Annotated in this window: 17 protein-coding genes and 1 tRNA gene; 14 read left to right on the top strand and 4 right to left on the bottom strand. The window is 38.2% G+C overall.

All coding sequences use genetic code 11. From position 1 onward, the window contains the following. Window positions 1–154 precede the first annotated feature (154 nt). The 8 genes from QME45_07945 (at window position 155) to QME45_07910 (ending at window position 5,658) form a co-directional block, all read left to right on the top strand. Window positions 155–1,306: a DUF1343 domain-containing protein gene (locus QME45_07945; GenBank protein MDI6618594.1), complete on the top strand. Its 1,152-nt coding sequence runs from the start codon at window positions 155–157 to the stop codon at window positions 1,304–1,306. A gap of 67 nt (window positions 1,307–1,373) precedes the next feature. After that, on the top strand, window positions 1,374–2,786 hold the full coding sequence (locus QME45_07940) for a glycosyl hydrolase family 18 protein (GenBank protein MDI6618593.1): 1,413 nt from the start codon (window positions 1,374–1,376) through the stop codon (window positions 2,784–2,786). Window positions 2,787–2,915: 129 nt separating this feature from the next. After that, window positions 2,916–3,083, top strand: a complete 168-nt coding sequence (locus QME45_07935) for a hypothetical protein (protein ID MDI6618592.1) — start codon at window positions 2,916–2,918, stop codon at window positions 3,081–3,083. Window positions 3,084–3,098: 15 nt separating this feature from the next. Then, window positions 3,099–3,251 (top strand): hypothetical protein, encoded by a 153-nt coding sequence (locus tag QME45_07930; GenBank protein ID MDI6618591.1) that lies wholly within the window; start codon window positions 3,099–3,101, stop codon window positions 3,249–3,251. Further along, the gene (spoVAC, locus tag QME45_07925; GenBank protein ID MDI6618590.1) at window positions 3,244–3,693 is read left to right on the top strand and encodes a stage V sporulation protein AC; all 450 of its coding nucleotides are present in this window, start codon (window positions 3,244–3,246) and stop codon (window positions 3,691–3,693) included. Before QME45_07930 ends, spoVAC begins: the two co-directional genes overlap by 8 nt. A 15-nt stretch (window positions 3,694–3,708) precedes the next feature. Next, a complete protein-coding gene (spoVAD, locus tag QME45_07920; protein MDI6618589.1) occupies window positions 3,709–4,725 on the top strand; it encodes a stage V sporulation protein AD in 1,017 nt (338 codons plus the stop codon). 3 nt (window positions 4,726–4,728) lie between these two features. Continuing rightward, entirely contained in the window at window positions 4,729–5,088 is a 360-nt protein-coding gene (gene spoVAE, locus QME45_07915) for a stage V sporulation protein AE (protein ID MDI6618588.1), read from the top strand. 12 nt (window positions 5,089–5,100) lie between these two features. Next, window positions 5,101–5,658: a stage V sporulation protein AE gene (locus QME45_07910; protein ID MDI6618587.1), complete on the top strand. Its 558-nt coding sequence runs from the start codon at window positions 5,101–5,103 to the stop codon at window positions 5,656–5,658. A 92-nt stretch (window positions 5,659–5,750) separates the two neighbouring features. Here the strand turns inward: QME45_07910 and QME45_07905 are convergent, their stop codons facing one another. Then, window positions 5,751–8,132, bottom strand: coding sequence for a PBP1A family penicillin-binding protein (locus tag QME45_07905; protein MDI6618586.1), 2,382 nt, complete (start codon window positions 8,130–8,132; stop codon window positions 5,751–5,753). Between the two features lie 460 nt (window positions 8,133–8,592). On the opposite strand from QME45_07905, the gene yunB reads away from it, so the two are divergent. From yunB to QME45_07875, 6 genes are all read left to right on the top strand, one after another. Continuing rightward, a complete protein-coding gene (yunB, locus tag QME45_07900; protein ID MDI6618585.1) occupies window positions 8,593–9,276 on the top strand; it encodes a sporulation protein YunB in 684 nt (227 codons plus the stop codon). A gap of 239 nt (window positions 9,277–9,515) precedes the next feature. Further along, window positions 9,516–9,878, top strand: coding sequence for a hypothetical protein (locus QME45_07895; protein MDI6618584.1), 363 nt, complete (start codon window positions 9,516–9,518; stop codon window positions 9,876–9,878). Window positions 9,879–9,888: 10 nt separating this feature from the next. Beyond that, window positions 9,889–10,704 carry a hypothetical protein gene (locus QME45_07890; GenBank protein MDI6618583.1) on the top strand — a complete coding sequence of 272 codons (816 nt, stop codon included), beginning with the start codon at window positions 9,889–9,891 and terminating at the stop codon, window positions 10,702–10,704. Window positions 10,705–10,778: 74 nt separating this feature from the next. After that, a complete protein-coding gene (locus tag QME45_07885; GenBank protein MDI6618582.1) occupies window positions 10,779–12,398 on the top strand; it encodes an ABC transporter ATP-binding protein in 1,620 nt (539 codons plus the stop codon). 12 nt (window positions 12,399–12,410) lie between these two features. Next, window positions 12,411–14,060, top strand: a complete 1,650-nt coding sequence (locus tag QME45_07880) for an ABC transporter ATP-binding protein (GenBank protein ID MDI6618581.1) — start codon at window positions 12,411–12,413, stop codon at window positions 14,058–14,060. Window positions 14,061–14,172: 112 nt separating this feature from the next. Beyond that, window positions 14,173–14,248: transfer RNA gene (locus QME45_07875), tRNA-Gln, on the top strand. Between the two features lie 40 nt (window positions 14,249–14,288). On the opposite strand, the gene QME45_07870 is transcribed toward QME45_07875, so the two are convergent. The 3 genes from QME45_07870 to QME45_07860 are packed head-to-tail and all read right to left on the bottom strand — an operon-like array spanning window position 14,289 to window position 17,282. Continuing rightward, window positions 14,289–15,110, bottom strand: coding sequence for a hypothetical protein (locus QME45_07870; protein ID MDI6618580.1), 822 nt, complete (start codon window positions 15,108–15,110; stop codon window positions 14,289–14,291). A 2-nt stretch (window positions 15,111–15,112) separates the two neighbouring features. Next, window positions 15,113–16,609, bottom strand: coding sequence for an ATP-binding protein (locus QME45_07865; GenBank protein ID MDI6618579.1), 1,497 nt, complete (start codon window positions 16,607–16,609; stop codon window positions 15,113–15,115). Next, entirely contained in the window at window positions 16,596–17,282 is a 687-nt protein-coding gene (locus QME45_07860; protein MDI6618578.1) for a response regulator transcription factor, read from the bottom strand. The genes QME45_07865 and QME45_07860 overlap by 14 nt, the downstream gene beginning before the upstream one ends. Between the last annotated feature and the right edge of the window lie 326 nt (window positions 17,283–17,608).

The following is a 17,608-nucleotide window of genomic DNA, read 5'->3' as shown; positions in this document are numbered from 1 at the left end:
AGAACAAAAAAATTTACTTTAGTTGTTGATTTTGCATGGATAGCTTCATAATGCAGCTATCCATATATCTTTTTGCCGATGTGGATTTATGGTAAGATTATGAATAACGGCATTTTGTTTCATTTATATGCTATGCAACCAGGAGGTACGATAGATGGGAAAGGCAGCAGTTAATAATGGAATCGATGTTATCGAAAAATACAGCAGCATTTTTGAGGGTAAGAGGCTGGGACTGATTACAGGGCCTACAGGGCTTAATAAAAACCTGGAGTCCACAATAGATATACTGAATAAAAGATTTGATTTATGTGCTCTCTACTCACCCGAGCATGGTATAAGGGGAAATCTGCAGGCAGGCGCATCTGTAGGAACATATGTCGATGAGTTTACGGGAATAACAGTATACAGTCTGTACGGCAAAAATAAAAAGCCGTCGCCGGAAATGCTGCGCGGCATAGATGTGTTGGTAATGGATGTCCAGGATATAGGTTCAAGGTATTATACGTATCTTTATACGATGGCATATTGTATGCAAAGCTGTGCGGAAAACGGCAAGACTTTCGTTGTGCTGGACAGGGTGAACCCTGTTGGGGGAGTCGAAGTTGAAGGAAATGTGCTCGATACTGAATTTTCATCATTTGTGGGGATGTATCCGATAACTCAAAGATATGGCCTCACCATAGGCGAAATGGCAGAACTTATGAACAGTGAATTTAAAATCGGCTGCGATCTTGAGGTCGTGAAAATAGAAGGATGGTCCAGAGAACTTTATTTCGATGGGACGGATCTTTTATGGGTCAATCCGACACCCAACATGCCATCGCTTGATGCGGCTCTTTTATATAATGGAACATGTCTGTTTGAAGGAACAAATGTTTCAGAAGGCAGGGGCACTACAAGGCCTTTCGAAATAATCGGCGCTCCTTGGATAGACCCGTACAGGCTTTCCGACGGTATGAACAGTAAAAAACTGGGCGGTGTGAAATTCAGGCCGGTATACTTCGAACCAACATTTTCAAAGCATAAAGGGGAACTCTGCAAAGGGGTGCAGGTGCACATCATCGATAAAAAAACCGTAAGGCCTGTGGAAATAGGCATTCACATGTTGTATGAAATTATGGATATGGATATGGGCAAATTCCAGTGGATTCCTCCGTTTAAAGAAGGCGGGCATTACTTTATAGATAACCTTGCAGGTACCGATGAGGTAAGGTTGAGAAAATGCGAAGCCGTTGAACTTGTGGAGAAATGGAGTAAAGAAAGCCTGAAGTTTGAAAAGATAAAGGAAAAGTATCATATGTATTAGCATATTTTAAACAAGACTTTTGGATTCCTAACAAAGAGCTATTTAAAAAAGTCTGAGGAGTCAAATTATGAAATCAAATTGTTGTAGTGACAATAAAAAAGTATACATTAAAATAATAAAAGATACGCCTTTGTTTGCAGACGATGGATCTGCAGATGAAAGATGGGCGGTTGAGGGAAAAATATACAGGGTTATATCCGAAGAGAAGGGAAAGTACTTAATACGGTTTGGAAGCAAGAAAGGCTGGATACCTGAAAGCCATGCCCGAAAGATAGATATTGTTCCTGAAACTAAACTGATGGTGGCATGGGATTATATTCCCGGAAAAGATGCAAATGAGGTCCACTATAAAAGTTACATAAATATAAACAGTACAAAGCAGGGACTGGACGTCATATCGCCAACATGGTTTACAAGAGAGGGAAGCCCTGAGAGACCCGAGAGCATAAAAGTAGTCGATAATGCAGACATGGAGTATGTAAAAATTGCTCATAACCATGGATTTGAGGTATGGGGACTTATTGCAGACTTTAATTATGAGAGGAACTTTACCGTATATTCCAGCAAAAAGCTGGTTAAAAAGGAAATAGATGAAATAGTAGGGTATGCCGGATATTATGATCTGGATGGCATTAACATTGACTTTGAAGGATTCGGCAGCAGGTGCCGGGATCTTTACAGTAGATATGTGATGATGCTTTCGCAGGAATTGAAAAGATATAATTTTATTGTGTCTGTAGATGTTACAAAAGAATCGAAATCCGATGCCTGGGGAAAATGCTATGACAGGGCCGAAATCTCAAAGTATGTGGATTTTGTAGCATATATGGCATATGATGAGCATGGCAGACTGGATGTAATTCCGGGTTCGACAGGTTCACTGCCATGGGTCAGGGAAGGTATCGGTGAACTTATCGATATCGGCATACCGGCAGAAAAGATACTGCTTGGTGTTCCTTTTTATACGAGAGACTGGAAAATAGACAGGATAGAGCCTGAGGAAAAATCAGTTGTAATAGTAGAATGGGAGAATATAGGAATATACGAAAAACCTGATTGCCTATCGAGAATGCTTCCGTTAGCTCCCGGCACCTTATTGAAATATGCCGGGGAAACCAAAGAATGGTACAGAGTTGCCTTCAATTCGGAATATTACTATGTAAGTAAGGATATATCATGCACAGTCGAAAAGGGCGAGACATTATGCAAGACGAATTCTGTTAAATCCATTGCTATGAAGGATATAGATAAAATTAAGGCTTTAAAAACGGCAGATGAATATGATAAAGGGGCCGGGCAGAAAAAAATTACATACATCGATGATGAAGGATGTATGCATATTATATGGATCGAGGACGATAAATCGATGGAACGGAGGTTGAAACTTGTCAGAGAATATAATCTGGCAGGAGCGGCAGCATGGAGGTTGGGTTATGAAGGACCCGTTATATGGAATGCAATCGCTAATATGCTAAAATAAAAGCTTCATAAAAAAGATATTGCACGGTGAAAAGAGTCGCTCTGCAATATCTTTTTTTAATTGAATTAAAAAAAAGATATTGCAGATAATAAATGAAGATTATATTGATTACATATGCGGGGTGGTAACATGTTTCAAAGAATAGCCAAAGTAATATCTGCAAGAAAATATATAATCATTATAATACTTGTTTTGTTATTTGCGGCGGCAATCTATTTTTTGCTGAAAAAACCTCATTACAAAATACCTGCAAGAGCTATGTTCGTATTTTTAGATCTATTTAAAATATATTTATGAAGGTAAGCTTGAACTATGAAAAAATACAGCAATATCAAAGTTTATGATGCAGTATCGAATAGGAATATAGATGAAAACGAAGTATTCAGCATGCAAAATGCAGGAAGGTATAAAATATGGGCAGATGATAGAAACAAGGGCTTAAAGGAGGAGAAACAAAATGGATAACAATATGCAACCAAAGGACTATCAGGAGATGGTTAAACAGAGAGGGCCGAAATCGAGTATTTTCAAGAATTGCCTGTGTGCATTTATTGTCGGAGGGTTAATCTGCGATGTCGGGCAATTTTTTTCCGTTATGTTACTGAATGCAGGACTTCCAAAGGAAGATGCAGGCACTTGCGTTTCGATAATAATGGTTTTTCTCGGAGCTTTTCTCACGGGCCTTGGCATCTACGACGACATAGGCAAGTTTGGCGGAGCAGGTTCCATCGTTCCTATAACGGGGTTTGCAAACTCCATAGTTTCACCTGCTATGGAGTTTAAAAAAGAGGGATTCGTATTGGGAGTCGGTGCCAAAATGTTTGTGATAGCCGGTCCGGTGCTTGTATACGGCATAACTTCTTCCGTAATCGTAGGTTTAATTTATTACATCATCAAGATTATATAGTAAGGTGGTAATTTTATGGCTATAAAAAAGATAGGCAAGCAAACGATTAAATTAGATAGACCTCCTGCAATTGTTGAAACTGCAGCCATAGTTGGCCCTAAGGAGGGTCAGGGGCCGCTGTCCAAACATTTTGATGTAGTTTTAGAAGATGACCTTTGCGGAGAAAAAAGTTATGAAAAAGCAGAGTGCAAGATGGTTAAAGATACTGCTTATATGGTGATTGATAAATCAAAGCTAAAAAAGGAAAAAATAGATTATATGCTGTCTGGCGATCTTTTAAACCAGATAATAACATCCAGCTTTGCTGCAAGGGAACTTGCAATACCTTTTTTTGGGCTGTATGGAGCATGCTCTACAATGACCGAGTCGTTGAGCCTCGGATCGATGCTGATAGACGGCGGCTTTGCTGACAATATACTTTGTGCTACATCCAGCCATTTCAGCAGTGCCGAGAGGCAATATAGGTATCCCCTCGAACTTGGGACACAAAGGCCTCCTGCCGCGCAGTGGACAGTTACGGGCGCCGGAGCTGCGATATTAAGCAGCAGTGGAGAAGGTCCCATCGTGACATATGTTACGACGGGAAAAGTAATAGACATGGGCATAAAGGATGCCAATAACATGGGTGCTGCCATGGCCCCCGCAGCTGCGGATACGATATGTCAACATTTTAAGGATACGGGTTTTAGGGTGGAGGACTACGATCTTATTGCTACAGGAGATTTAGGGTCTCTTGGCAAGGAATTAGCAGATGAATTGATGAAAAAACAAGGGCTCAATATTGCAAAAATATATACAGATTGCGGTGTTTTGATATATGATTTAAAAAAGCAGGATGTTCACGCGGGGGGAAGCGGGTGCGGGTGCTCGGCATCAGTATTCTGCGGTTATTTTTATAAACTGCTCAAAAGCGGTAAATTAAAAAGGATGCTTTTAGTATCGACGGGCGCGCTTTTAAGCACCACGAGTTCACAACAGGGGGAGTCGATACCATCCATTGCTCACGCCGTGACAATCGAGGGGAGGGCGTAAAATATGAGCGGATATTTATGGTCGTTTATAGTTGGGGGGGCAATATGCGTTATAGGACAGATATTGCTGGATAAAACAAAGCTGACATCGGCGAGGATACTTGTTATATTTGTAACCGCCGGCGTAATTTTGACTGCGCTTGGCATATATGAACCCATTGTAAAGTTAGGCAGAGCAGGTGCTACTGTGCCGCTTCCCGGATTTGGATACTCGCTGGCAAAAGGGGTAATGAAGGAAGTTTCGGAGAAGGGATTTTTCGGTATATTTACCGGAGGAGTAAAAGGTACTGCCGGCGGTATTGCTGCCGCTGTAGCATTTGGCTACATTATCTCGATCATATTCTCGCCCAAAACAAAAAGCTAATGGAGATACATTATGAAAAAAAGAGTGATAATTGTTACAGATGGCGATTTAATTGCAAAAGAAGCTGTTGAAGAAGCTTCACGGCGTATAGGAGGCCGGTGTATCTCGATGTCTGCAGGCAACCCAACACCTTTAAACGGATCTGACATTATAGAACTTATAAAGCGTGCCAGATATGACCCTGTCGTTGTCATGGTGGATGATAGGGGGAATACAGGTAAGGGCAAGGGCGAGGAGGCTATGGGTTATATCATCAAAAGCCATGAAATTGAACTTCTCGGAGTGATCGCGGTAGCGTCGAATACAAAGGATGTAAAGGGTATAAAAGTAAATTGCTCGATAGATAAGTACGGGAATTTAACAAAAAAAGCTGTCAGAAAAAATGGAGACATCAAGAAGGACAAGATAATAAAGGGAGATACAGTCGATATATTAAATGATATCCATGTGCCAATCATCGTTGGAATAGGAGATCCCGGAAAAATGGATGGACGCGATAGCCTGATAATAGGTGCACCTGTTATAACTATGGCTATGCAGGAGATAATTAAAAGGCATGATGGAATATAATATTAAAAATATAGAGAACACGCACAAAACATTTATTTGATGCGTGTTCCCCAATACTTGATTATCTATTCAACATATAGAATTATTATAAATTATTGTGTCGGCGTTTGCCCACCGTTATTTTGTTCTCCTGGCTGCTGCGGCGGAGCTGTATAATTATCTGTCTCCGTCGGTACCTGGTACTTAAAGTCTCCAACACTGCTGTCCACGGTATACGGCCTTTTTATAAACACCATTTCTTTAATAAATTCCAGCGGTGTAAATTTATTCGCTAATTTTCCTGTCACGATATTGATCGGAACTTTTACATGTACATTGCATTTTTCAGTTGGGACAGTTCCCTGAACAAACATATCAGTAATGAGCCTCGACCCTCTTGGATCCTGGCCGCATAAATCTGTCGGAAGCAATCCTGAATCTCTGCATACTGTAGCTTTAACTATTCCGTCAGGTTTATCAAAATCCTTAACAGGTAATTTGGCATGTATCTGTTTCATTATTTCTCCCCACATCCATGCCGTATCGCCACTCGATAAAGTCCTGCTACTGTTTGTTCTTCTTCTTATACCTAATGACGGCTTATCATGTCCCATCCATATGGCGCCTGAATAATAGGCTGTAAATCCTGCAAAATAAGCATCCGCATCTTCATTTGTCGTACCAGTTTTACCTGCTGCAGGTATTGTCAAACCTCCCTTGTATCTTGCGGCTGAACCTGTACCTCCGCTCTGCAATACGCCCTTTAATGTATCAACCATTAAATAAGCTGCCTGAGGAGATATAACCTCATGCTTATTGTTCTTCTTCTCCAAAATGGTATTACCCTGGCTGTCCATTACTTTAGTATATAATATCGGTTGTTCATATATGCCGCCATTTCCAAAAGTACCATAAGCCGCAGCCATCTCCAATGGGGTTACGCCCTTCGTCATACCTCCAAGTGCAATTGCATTTACGACATCGGTCTGCCCCTGCTTGTTAGGAGTCAATACCAGGTTTTGAAGCCCGAATTTTTTTAAATATTCAATGCTGTTTCTTACGCCTAATTTAAGCATCAATTTTACCGCAACAATATTCTTTGATACTTTTATGCCATCTCTTATGGTAGTTAATCCTACAAATTTATTATCGAAGTTATGAGGAGGATTGTCTTTCCAACCGGCAGCTTTTGCGACCTCAGGGGTTAACGGTGAATCATCTATTACGGATGCCGGCGAATAACCCGTATCGAATGCAGGTCCGTAAACTGCAAGAGGTTTCATTGAGGAACCGGGTTGCCTCGGCACGGAAGTAGCCCTGTTCAATGACTTAAGAGACTTTATATTCCTGCCGCCTACAACAGCGCGTACCTGCCCTGTTTTATAGTCGTCTATAACTACACCTATCTGGGGCTGTATGACTTTATCCTTTCCCCATGTCGCGATGCTCTTGCTTAGAGTCGGATAATACTTAGGATCTTCGGCAACACTTTCAGCGATTTCCTGTATTTTAGGATCTAAAGTCGTGTATATCCTAAGCCCGCCTGAATATATTTTTTGTGTTATCTCATCATCTGTAAACTTATACTTATCTTTTAAATCCTTTTCTACGCTGTCCACTGCCGCTTCTATAAACCACTGATATTTTAATGTAGAATTATTATCCTCATTATAGAATGTTTTACTGCTCATTTTGTCTATTTCAGTTTTTGCCTTTTCAAATTCTTCATTTGTGATAAATTTATTTTCCAGCATTTTTGAAAGCACCGTTGTAGCCCTATCTTTATAAACTTCCGGGCTTTTTTCGTTATTATAAGGGTTATAATAAGTAGGGGATTGATTTATGCCGGCAATAACCGCGCTTTCGGCGATAGAAAGCTGATCGATGTTTTTGCTGAAATAATATTCTGAAGCAGCCTGTACACCATATGCCGAGCCCCCGAGATATACGGTGTTCAGATAGTATTCAAGTATCTGGCTTTTTGAAAGCTTTTTTTCGAGCTGGATTGCAAGATAAGCTTCCTGAATTTTCCTTTTTAATAATTTATCACGGCTAAGCAACCTGTTTTTTATAAGCTGCTGGGTTATGGTAGATGCGCCTTGGGATGGTGAACCTGTCTTCAAATCCACCAATAATGCACCGAATATACGTTTTATATCTATGCCAGAATGTTCGTTGAACCTTTCATCCTCGATAGCTATAAATGCATCTTGGGTATACTTTTTTATTTTTGATAAAGGCACGTATGTCCTGTTTTCCTCACCGTGGAGGCTTTCAATTTCATTTCCATCCTTATCATATATTTTTGTGCTTTGCACAAGGTTTGCAAAATCATCGATGTTGATCGAAGGCGCTGTATTGATAATTGCAAATACCATGCCTGCACCTGCTCCTATAGCAGTTAGAATAGCCAATATCATAACTACAAGAACGACTTTCCAGGCCTTGAATTTTTTCTTTTTTCTTTTTCTTATGGTATTCTGCTTACTGTCCATGATTACCTCCTTGATTATAGGGGTTTAAACCAAAATTTAAAATGAACTGCTTTTTATCAGCAAATTTATATATGTCAATATTATCGTTTAGCGGATTTATAAAGTGCCAACTTTTATTAATTATATCATAAAAAGCAAAAGGTGTTAATTATGCAAAAGCAAACATCTTTGGACATCCTTACAATGATCTATCCGTAATGTCTTCAAATTGCAAAACGGAGGATTGGCGAATGGAAGTTTGCTGTTTAACTTCATTTAAATTATTTTATGTTTTGACTTCGCTGTTTAGAATATAATCGTCCACTCAATATGGAATGGATAATCATAGATGAGATTAAATACACTCTGGCGAAAAAATAAATAGGAAAGTCTTGTATAAAAAGTGTAACTTAAATCACCTCTCTATCATAAATATATATAGATGGCAATAATAAGCATTTATAAATTAAGAGGGAGTTTAATGCTTAGATATCGTAAGTACAGACTAAAAGGGAAATATAAAGTGTTGTTTATTCTATTTTTGTCTATCGTAATCGCAACATTCATATTTTATAAAATAGATAAAGATATAAAGCCGTTATTGTTTTCTGTTTCCGAATCGGAAGTCAGGATACTGGCAACTGAGTCTATAAACCAGGTGGTAAAGGATGAATTATCGAATAATATTAAATGCAGCGATTTTGTAAATATCAAGACGGATAACGATGGCAATGTCACTTCTATTGAAATGGATACTGTTGAAATGAACAAATTCGGTTCATCCGTAGCATTGAAAGTACAGGATAAAATGAAATTTATAGGCGGCAGGGGTGTGAGTATTCCTCTGGGCGTGGTAACAGGGAGCAGCATACTTTCTTTCTATGGACCAAAGATAAATGTAAAGATAATGCCGCTCGGCAATATTATGACAAATTTTAAATCCGAAATACAATCGGCAGGCATCAATCAGAGCAGATATAGAGTTTACATAACCGTGGATACAAACATTCAAATAATGATACCTCCCGGACAGGACAAAATAGCCGTATCATCCACAATACCGATAGCAGAGACAGTAATAGTAGGTAAAGTGCCTGAGAGTTATTTCAATACCGAATCAGGGGACAGCAATAGTCCAAACATAGTACCTGTACCTACAAAATGAGAAAAAGAATAAGTTAGTTTATTCCTCATTTTAAAGCGAAAAAGCTTTCCAATGGCATTCTATATGTTTTGTTCTCTGAACTGGCTGGGCGTGATCCCTTCCAGTTTTTTAAATACACGCGTCAGAATGCCTGGGTTGCTGTTCCGATACTTGTAATTTATCCATTCGTGCAAAAATATTTTGTAAAAGGTGTTATGATTGGGAGTATAAAAGGATGAGTATAGAAAGGAGAAAAACAATTGGATAAGGATAAAAAGTCTCCGTATATTGATAAATTAATTGCCACACTGGGTTGCAATTTGGATTATTCCACGGCTGCAAAATCTTTCAGCCCACATTATTCGGATATCGGATTAGGTTTTAATGATGATATGCCGGGTATCAAAACTCTATTTATACATTATAACCGCAATACAAATGAGATGGGTGATCCATTTATAGAAATACCGGGAAACATCAGGAATGCCAGAAAATGCATATTAGGGGTAACGGATATTTTAGATGAAGGTAACGTGCATTTCGCTTTTTATGCTCGGAATTCATGGGTAATAGAATGCGAAGGAGTCTCTTTTATCAAGATCACTGCTTTGCGGAAAGATTGAAAAACTTATTATGTCTGCTCCTCATTCTGCAAATATGGCTGAGGAACTTACGAAAGAATGGATTGAAGATGCGATTGGATGTCTCGAACTCAAAGCGGATTCAGCTCATGAAGAACAAGTCCTGGCAAAATCTGTGAATACGCTTTTATTTAATTCCTGTAAAGCTCCGGGTTTTTTAAATGGGAGAGTGTCTGCTTTTCCAAACAGGGGAACGTATCCGGTCCATTTTTTGTGGGATGCCTGTTTCCAGAATTTAGCCCTGGAATATATGAATCCGCTGCTGGCGGAAGATTCACTTCTGCTTCTAACTGAAAATCAGAGAATAGATGGGAAAATTCCTCAATTTATCTGTTCTACCTGGGTACGCCCATATGAGTCTCAACCGCCACTGGTAGGATGGGCGGCATTGAGATTAATAAAACAAAGAAATAATGTGGAATTTGCAAAAAAGGTATTGAAAAAACTTATAAAAAACGATGAATGGTGGCTCTCACAGCGTATGACCCGTTTTGACCTTATAAGCTGTTCAAGTGGTTTTGAAACAGGGTGGGATAACACGCCGCGCCTTGATAAAGGCCCTATTTTGGCACTGGATATGAATAGTTACTTATTGATGCAAATTCGCAGTACGAGTGAGATTGCCAGATTGGCAGGAGATTATGGCCTTGCAGAGCAATTAAGCATGCAAGCCAATGATTATGCACGCAGAATGGTTGAGGTGCTTTATGATCCGGAAGAGAATATCTTTAAGGATGTATTGCTGGATACGGGAGAGAAGCTATCTATAAAAACTCCTGCCAGCTTCCTTAAAAAGCAAAATTATTAAGCAACAAAAATGATTGAAAGTACTGACTATTCGTAATATAATAAAATAGGTTTATGTTTACGGGGGGGATTATTGTGAAACCTGTATTCCTATTTCTATCTTATTGTAAAAGGTACAGACTTTTTATTCTGGGCTGCGTATTAATGGAAATAATTTTTGCGATTGTTTCATTGGCAACTCCAGAGGTTTTACGGATGACAACAAGCGCTATCGAGAATGCAAGTGTAGCACAACTTAAGAATTCCGCTTTTTTTGCAATCATTACAACGGCCTTATATATAGCTCTAACTTCTACGGTAAAAGTTATGGAACAACATACGCTTAATAAATGTGAACAGTGTGTCCAGAGTATAATGATAGATAAATTGTTTTCCCTGAGGAAACTGCAGATCAAGCAATACAATTCTGGAGCTCTGGTAACTTTGATAACTCAAAATGCCACGAATGTCGTTTCAAATTCCTTATCTTTTTTATTTCAATTCATTCAAGGATTGGCAGTAATTATAATAGGTATTGTTTACATGGGTATGCTGAATATAAAGCTTATGGTTGCGATGATTATTTTCAATATACTTATCCGAACGTTTTTCATATATTTTGAGAGAAAGATAAAGACAAGCTCCAAAATCGTATCTAACACAATCAGGAAAAATAATGGATTTTTGATAGATCTGTTAAACAACATGCTGGTGATCCGTGTATTCAACCGTCTAAGATATTTCAAAAACAAGCTTTTTGAAAAGGAAACAGAGACGATGATGGCTGATTGGAAAAATTTTATCTGGTATAATGGTTTTTCGGAGGTGGTTTGGTTTACTCAGAAAGCCGCGCAAATAGGTATAGCATTTGGCTTCGGAGGATATTTAGTATTCAGAAAAGAGACCAATTTTAGTGTCATCCTGGCTTTTACAGTTGCGATTGATTTATTTACAAAGGGGATAAATGCCGTTATGTCCGGACTGGCGGATAAGAGCAATGCTCTGCCTAATATTGAAATGGTTGCAGACTTTTTAAATGACAAAGCGGTGGAAAACAAAAGCCTAAACAATAATCATTCCGTTGAAAATTTTTCGATAAAGTTTGACAATGTCAGTTTTAGCTTCGGTGAAAAAGAAGTTTTAAAAGATGTCAGCTTTGAAATAAAGCCAAAAGAAAAAGTTATGATTGAAGGGCCAAATGGCGAAGGAAAATCCACACTGCTAAATTTAATTCTTGGATTGTATAGGCCTAAGAGAGGCAAGATTTACTATGGCAATTGTGATATATCGCAAATGAACATGGAAGATATAATCAAAAATTATTCGTTTATTTCGCAAAACAGTTACATAACAGTGGGTAATGCTTATGAAAATATTGCGTTATCTGACAATTATGATGAGAGGGAGTTAGACAGCATCTTTAAAAAGTTGAATTTAAACTGCGTTCAGAAAAATGATCCTCAGTCATATTCACAAGGGGAAAAGCAGCGGTTAAATATTGCCCGAGCATTACTAAAATCTGTAAATGCAAAGCTTATTGTCGGGGACGAGATTTTTTCAAATATTGATAAGGATAACAAGAAGAAAATAGCAGATGTGCTTTCTTCGCAATTCCTCGATAAAACGGTTGTTATGGTTTGCCATGATGATATGGGCTTAAAATTTGATAAAAAATTTGTGGTTGCAAATAAAACTGTACAGCAAATTTCTCTATAGAGGTGTGAAACAATGAATTCAAAGGGGAAAAATGATAATTACTTATTAAAAGAGTTTCTGCGAAGGAATCTTTTATGGCTTGCATTAGTCGCCATACTTCTTGTAATGTCAGGTTTCTTTAGGATGTATGGTGCAGCATATATACAGAAGATAACCGACAGTATATCGATGGGGATATTTGACGGCATTATTGCTTTAATAGTTTTTAGCATTGTTTCCCAATTTATCAGCTATGCGACAAAGTGGCTAGTTGCAGTTGTCTGCATGTTTTTACGGGAAAAGTTAGCCCTTCAAATACGAGTAAAAATGTTTGAACATCTGAGCAAAGTATCATTCAGGGATTATGAACAGCACAAGACAGGAGATTTACAGTCGATAATAAGAAATGATTCGCAAAAGGCGGCGGAGATTATTTACATTCTAGGTTCAAGAATTTCCACTCATTTCTTTATGTTGTTATTTTCAGTAGGCTATATGTGCACTGTAAACGCTCCCGCTGCCATTGCAGTCATAATTATCGCCATCTTATTCGGGATAGTCAATCAAAAAATATTGAGACGAATAAAAAAATATGAATTCGCAGGGAGAAAATCTCTCGGGAATATCACTAGCATAGTAATTAATTGCTATGAAAATACAGATATTGCAAAAGCATATAATGCAAAAAACTATTTTATAAACTTTTTCAATAAGGAAAAGAACACATATAATGCGAATATTTTAAATTCCACCAAGGTGGACACCGGACGACTAATTCTGTACAACATTGTAAACAACAGCTCATTATATGGAAGTGCCATTTTTCTAGGGTATATGTCGATTTCAGGGAAAATGACAATTGGCGAGGTACTTGTATTTATAACATTATTGATACAGGTACTCACCCCCGTAGAGGTCATTTTCAGGTGGATGGCAAATATTGTTAGCAGTACTGCTGCCTGGGATAGAGTTTACAGAGTGCTAGATACAAAAGAAGAAGAGCTAAATGCAGGCATTAAAACAGATATCAGCATTAGTACTGTGAAGATAGAAAACATATCCTACAGTTATGATAACGAAAAAGATATTATAAGCAATTTCAATATGGATATGGAGGTGGGAAATTCATATGCAATTGTTGGTGAAAGCGGCAGCGGAAAGACTACTCTATTGAAAATACTCCTGGGAGCGTATAGGAGTAATACAATGAAGATTTTCATAAACGGTGAAGAGATTAAAGAAAGGGATTTTTCAGGGCTGGCAGCCTTTGTACCATCGGATACGTTACTCTTTAATGCTACGATTTATGAAAATATAATGATGGGTGATAAATCTATAACGCGGGAAGAATGTATGGAATGGGCAAAGAAACTTAGTATAGATAGGTGGATCTTATCTCTGCCGAAAGGGCTGGATACGGTAATTCAAGAAAGGGCTGGGAATTTATCCGGTGGTCAGGGACAGATTGTAAATATTTTACGGGCAGTCATGTCCAACAGGCAGATTATAATAATGGATGAACCCTTCTCATCTTTAGATAAGGAAAAAGAAAGGGTCTTAATCAACGTAATCGATAATCTAAAAAAATACAAGATACTTCTTATAACTTCACATAGGGAAAGCTCCATAAAGCATATTGATCGGGTATTTCATGTTGCTGGTGGTTTTGTTCCGGTGGGTTAGATTTCGCGAATTGAGGATAAAATAAAAAAAGCTATTGCTTTTTATTATAATACAATATATAATAAACACTGTTACAATTATTGCGCTTTAAACAGAAAGTAGAATTGTATATTGCCCAGTGGCCAAATTGGTAAGGCACCTGACTCTGGATCAGGGAGGTGTAGGTTCGAGTCCTGCCTGGGCAGCCATATAAAATAGCTGAGCATAACGTGCTCAGCTATTTTTATGCTATTTTTGAAAGCTTGCAACAAGCATTCCGAAATAAGTAGGTACTTGGTATGACAAGACTTCTCCAGCCATGGGAACTACCTGCAGCGCTCCATAAAGTATCAGCATTTGCCACAGGCTGTCGGGTTTGGCATCTTCTATAAAATTCATATCCATTTTCAAAAGCTTGTCTAGGCGATCTTCTTTCAAATATGATATGATTTTTTCGTCATATTCTTTTGCAGCCGGATTGAATCCGTAGATTCCGTCTTTGCTGTGGGCATGGGCTTGGTCGGCGCTTGCGATAAGCGCGATCTTTTTATCGCTTTTCTGACATACTGTGGCAATGATCTTTCCAAGGGATACAAGATCATCAAGGGGTATGTCCCTTGAAGGGGTAATGACCACTATTTGAGGTTTTGACTCATCATTTCCTCCAAGAAACCAAAGGGGTATCATTATTCCCCAGTCCATAGGCATTTTTGATTCAGGCCCTGATGATGTCCCGTAATTTGCGCCGATGCATGGTATTTTACTCTGTCTTGCCTCTTTCAAAATGCCATTTGCTATTTCAACATCGCATTTTAATTCCATGCTTATGGTATTACCGAACTCTGTAAGGGAACCACCGCAGTTTTCGGATATATAAACGGCATTATATCCCTTGAGCTTCAAACCGTGAGGGGTGATGATCACAATAGTTTCTATGTTATTCTTTTTCAACCTTTTTCCAAGCTCAACCATTGCCGACCTTGTAGGCTTAAACATATCCTTTTCATTGCCGGAGATTTCTTCAATAATTGATGATCCATGCGGTGCTATTCCTGAGAAAATTAAACTCATTTTTATTCCTCCTCATTTTGTTTTCCATTTAACGTAAAATAAAATTTTACTCCTGATTCTGTATTTTTAATGCCGAATTTGCTCTTGTGGAGTATAAGTATTTTCTTTACGATTGCAAGGCCGAGGCCGTAGCCTCCTGCCTTTCTGTTTCGGGATTTGTCAACCTTGTAAAACTTATCCCATACCTTTGTGATTTCGCTGTCCGGTATATGCTCACCCTGGTTTTCTATCTCCACAAGCACCGAGGTATCGCTGCATGTGATGCTTGCAGCGATTTTACCGTTATCAGGTGTATGCTTTATTGCATTGTTCAATATATTGGTTATTACCTGTTCGATCCTGAATCTGTCCGCAAAAACATTTATATTTCTGTATTGTATGTCGGTTTTCATATCTATCATTTTGTCTGCGATGCTGTTCGAGTACTTTTTTATAACAGACAGCAAGAGCTCATCAATATAAAAGTTTTGAGGTGAAAGGATGTAGTTGCCTGAGTCAAGCTGAGAAAGATCCAGCATATCATTAACTAATTTACCCATTTTCTGGGCTTCGTCTATTATAACATACAGATAATAATCCCTCTCCTCGCCCTGAACTATATTGTCTTTTAATCCTTCTCCATAGCCTTCTATAAGGCTTATCGGAGTCTTTAACTCATGGGATACATCTGCTATAAATTCCCTGCGCATTTTCTCGATGTTTCTTTCCTTTGCTATATCGGCTTTTAACTTTTTATTTGCATTTTTCAATTCACCAAGAGCCATGCTCAATTTTTCAGACAGAAAATTCAAAGTAGATGCAAGGTTTCCAATCTCATCTTTCGATTTGATTTTACATTTTGCCGAGAAATCCAGTTCAGCCATTTTCATCGCTGTACTATTTAAAATCTTTAATGGTTTGGATACCATGTTCGAATATATCAGGGATATAATAATGACCAGGATCAGCGCTCCTGAATAAAGATATATATAGAACTGATTCATGACCGAAACAGCCTCTCCGATAGGTTGAAGTGAAGATACCACAAAAAAGACATCTTCGATCCTGTTTTGAACAGCCATCGGAGAAATGATGACTATATTGTTGGTGTTGTATACGGGATGTTTCGCCACATACACGATCGGCTGGCTTGAATTATAATTATTTGCCATAACCCGCCATCTTATTATTGCGGCACTTAGTATATCATCCTTTGAAGGATCAGGGCCGCCCGATATTATGGTATAATTAAATATTCTGTTTTTATTCATCACAACTACTCTTGCGTTGTTTGAATCCTGAAATTCCTTCAGGCTGTTTAAAATAAAATTATAATCTCTGCCTGATGCGATATAATCGGATTCGAACTTTTTAAGGTTTGACAGGAGCATTTTTGTTTTGCTGTTAACATAAAATTTTTCAAAAAAGGTAGATTGAAAGATCAAAGTAGTGCTCATAAAAACAACGAAAAAGGTTACGGTAATCACAAACAATTTGAATCCAATGCTATTTCTTTTCATCTTTTGCCTCAAACTTATAACCGCTGCCCCTTACGGTGCATATTAGCTCTCCCTTGTCCCCGAGTTTTTCTCTCAATCTTTTAATGTGCGTATCCACAGTTCTAAAATCCCCATAATAATCGTATCCCCAGATATTATCCAGTATTTTTTCCCGTGCTAATGCGACGGATTTGTTCCTCATGAGATATAAAAGCAGATCATATTCTTTTGGGGCAAGATTGACCGGACGGCCATCGACAGTTACATCGTGGGCGTTTTCATCGATTCTGATACCGGATGACTCCGTTATTCCATCTGTGTTGCCTGTCAATATTTCGGTTCTTTTAATAAGAGCTTTTACCTTTGCAACCAGCACTTTGGGGCTGAACGGTTTTGTGACATAATCATCGGCTCCAAGCTCATATCCTAAAAGTTTATCATCCTCTTCCGATTTTGCAGTCAACATTATTATAGGGACGTTTGAAGAATTTCTTATGGCTTTGCAGACAGTCCATCCATCTAAGTTTGGAAGCATTATATCAAGGATTATGACATCTATATCTTCCTTGAACTTCTCAAGCGCTTCCTTGCCGTCTTCCGCTTCGACGATGCTATATCCTTCTTTCCTGAAATAATCGGAGAGAAGATGTCTCATTCTGTATTCATCTTCTACTATCATGATATTTTTACTCATTATTATACACCTCAACATAAAAGGCTGCTTTTGAAACTCAGTGCATTTACCTTGAATATATTCTTTTGAACATTTCACCGGCTGATTGAATCATCGCAACATGTTATTTTAATTATATAACAAATGATATCATATTTTTACAAATATATTCAAATTTATTGAGAATTGAAGATATATATATTATTCCAATATAAAATATGCATTCGAAAATTGAAGCTGAATATACGGATGCATATTTTTTATATAAATTTAATACACCATAACTTAGATCCGTAATTTGAGCTTATGTTATTTTGAACACTCATTCGGCAGATTCAAGTTTTGTA

It is taken from the genome of Clostridiales bacterium (assembly GCA_030016385.1).
GTDB lineage: Bacteria > Bacillota > Clostridia > Clostridiales > Oxobacteraceae > JASEJN01.
Note: the sequence above shows the minus strand (reverse complement) of the source record. Positions and strands in the feature narration are given on the sequence as shown.

What these genes read in the sequence shown, in the direction of transcription:
- spoVAD (MDI6618589.1), top strand. Translation starts at nt 3,709, where the DNA reads ATGGCTATAAAAAAGATAGGCAAGCAAACGATTAAATTAGATAGACCT.
- spoVAE (MDI6618588.1), top strand. Translation starts at nt 4,729, where the DNA reads ATGAGCGGATATTTATGGTCGTTTATAGTTGGGGGGGCAATATGCGTT.
- QME45_07870 (MDI6618580.1), bottom strand. Translation starts at nt 15,110, where the DNA reads ATGAGTTTAATTTTCTCAGGAATAGCACCGCATGGATCATCAATTATT.
- QME45_07890 (MDI6618583.1), top strand. Translation starts at nt 9,889, where the DNA reads ATGTCTGCTCCTCATTCTGCAAATATGGCTGAGGAACTTACGAAAGAA.
- QME45_07905 (MDI6618586.1), bottom strand. Translation starts at nt 8,132, where the DNA reads ATGGACAGTAAGCAGAATACCATAAGAAAAAGAAAAAAGAAAAAATTC.
- QME45_07945 (MDI6618594.1), top strand. Translation starts at nt 155, where the DNA reads ATGGGAAAGGCAGCAGTTAATAATGGAATCGATGTTATCGAAAAATAC.
- QME45_07910 (MDI6618587.1), top strand. Translation starts at nt 5,101, where the DNA reads ATGAAAAAAAGAGTGATAATTGTTACAGATGGCGATTTAATTGCAAAA.
- QME45_07935 (MDI6618592.1), top strand. Translation starts at nt 2,916, where the DNA reads ATGTTTCAAAGAATAGCCAAAGTAATATCTGCAAGAAAATATATAATC.
- QME45_07860 (MDI6618578.1), bottom strand. Translation starts at nt 17,282, where the DNA reads ATGAGTAAAAATATCATGATAGTAGAAGATGAATACAGAATGAGACAT.
- QME45_07880 (MDI6618581.1), top strand. Translation starts at nt 12,411, where the DNA reads ATGAATTCAAAGGGGAAAAATGATAATTACTTATTAAAAGAGTTTCTG.
- QME45_07865 (MDI6618579.1), bottom strand. Translation starts at nt 16,609, where the DNA reads ATGAAAAGAAATAGCATTGGATTCAAATTGTTTGTGATTACCGTAACC.
- spoVAC (MDI6618590.1), top strand. Translation starts at nt 3,244, where the DNA reads ATGGATAACAATATGCAACCAAAGGACTATCAGGAGATGGTTAAACAG.
- QME45_07940 (MDI6618593.1), top strand. Translation starts at nt 1,374, where the DNA reads ATGAAATCAAATTGTTGTAGTGACAATAAAAAAGTATACATTAAAATA.
- QME45_07930 (MDI6618591.1), top strand. Translation starts at nt 3,099, where the DNA reads ATGAAAAAATACAGCAATATCAAAGTTTATGATGCAGTATCGAATAGG.
- yunB (MDI6618585.1), top strand. Translation starts at nt 8,593, where the DNA reads ATGCTTAGATATCGTAAGTACAGACTAAAAGGGAAATATAAAGTGTTG.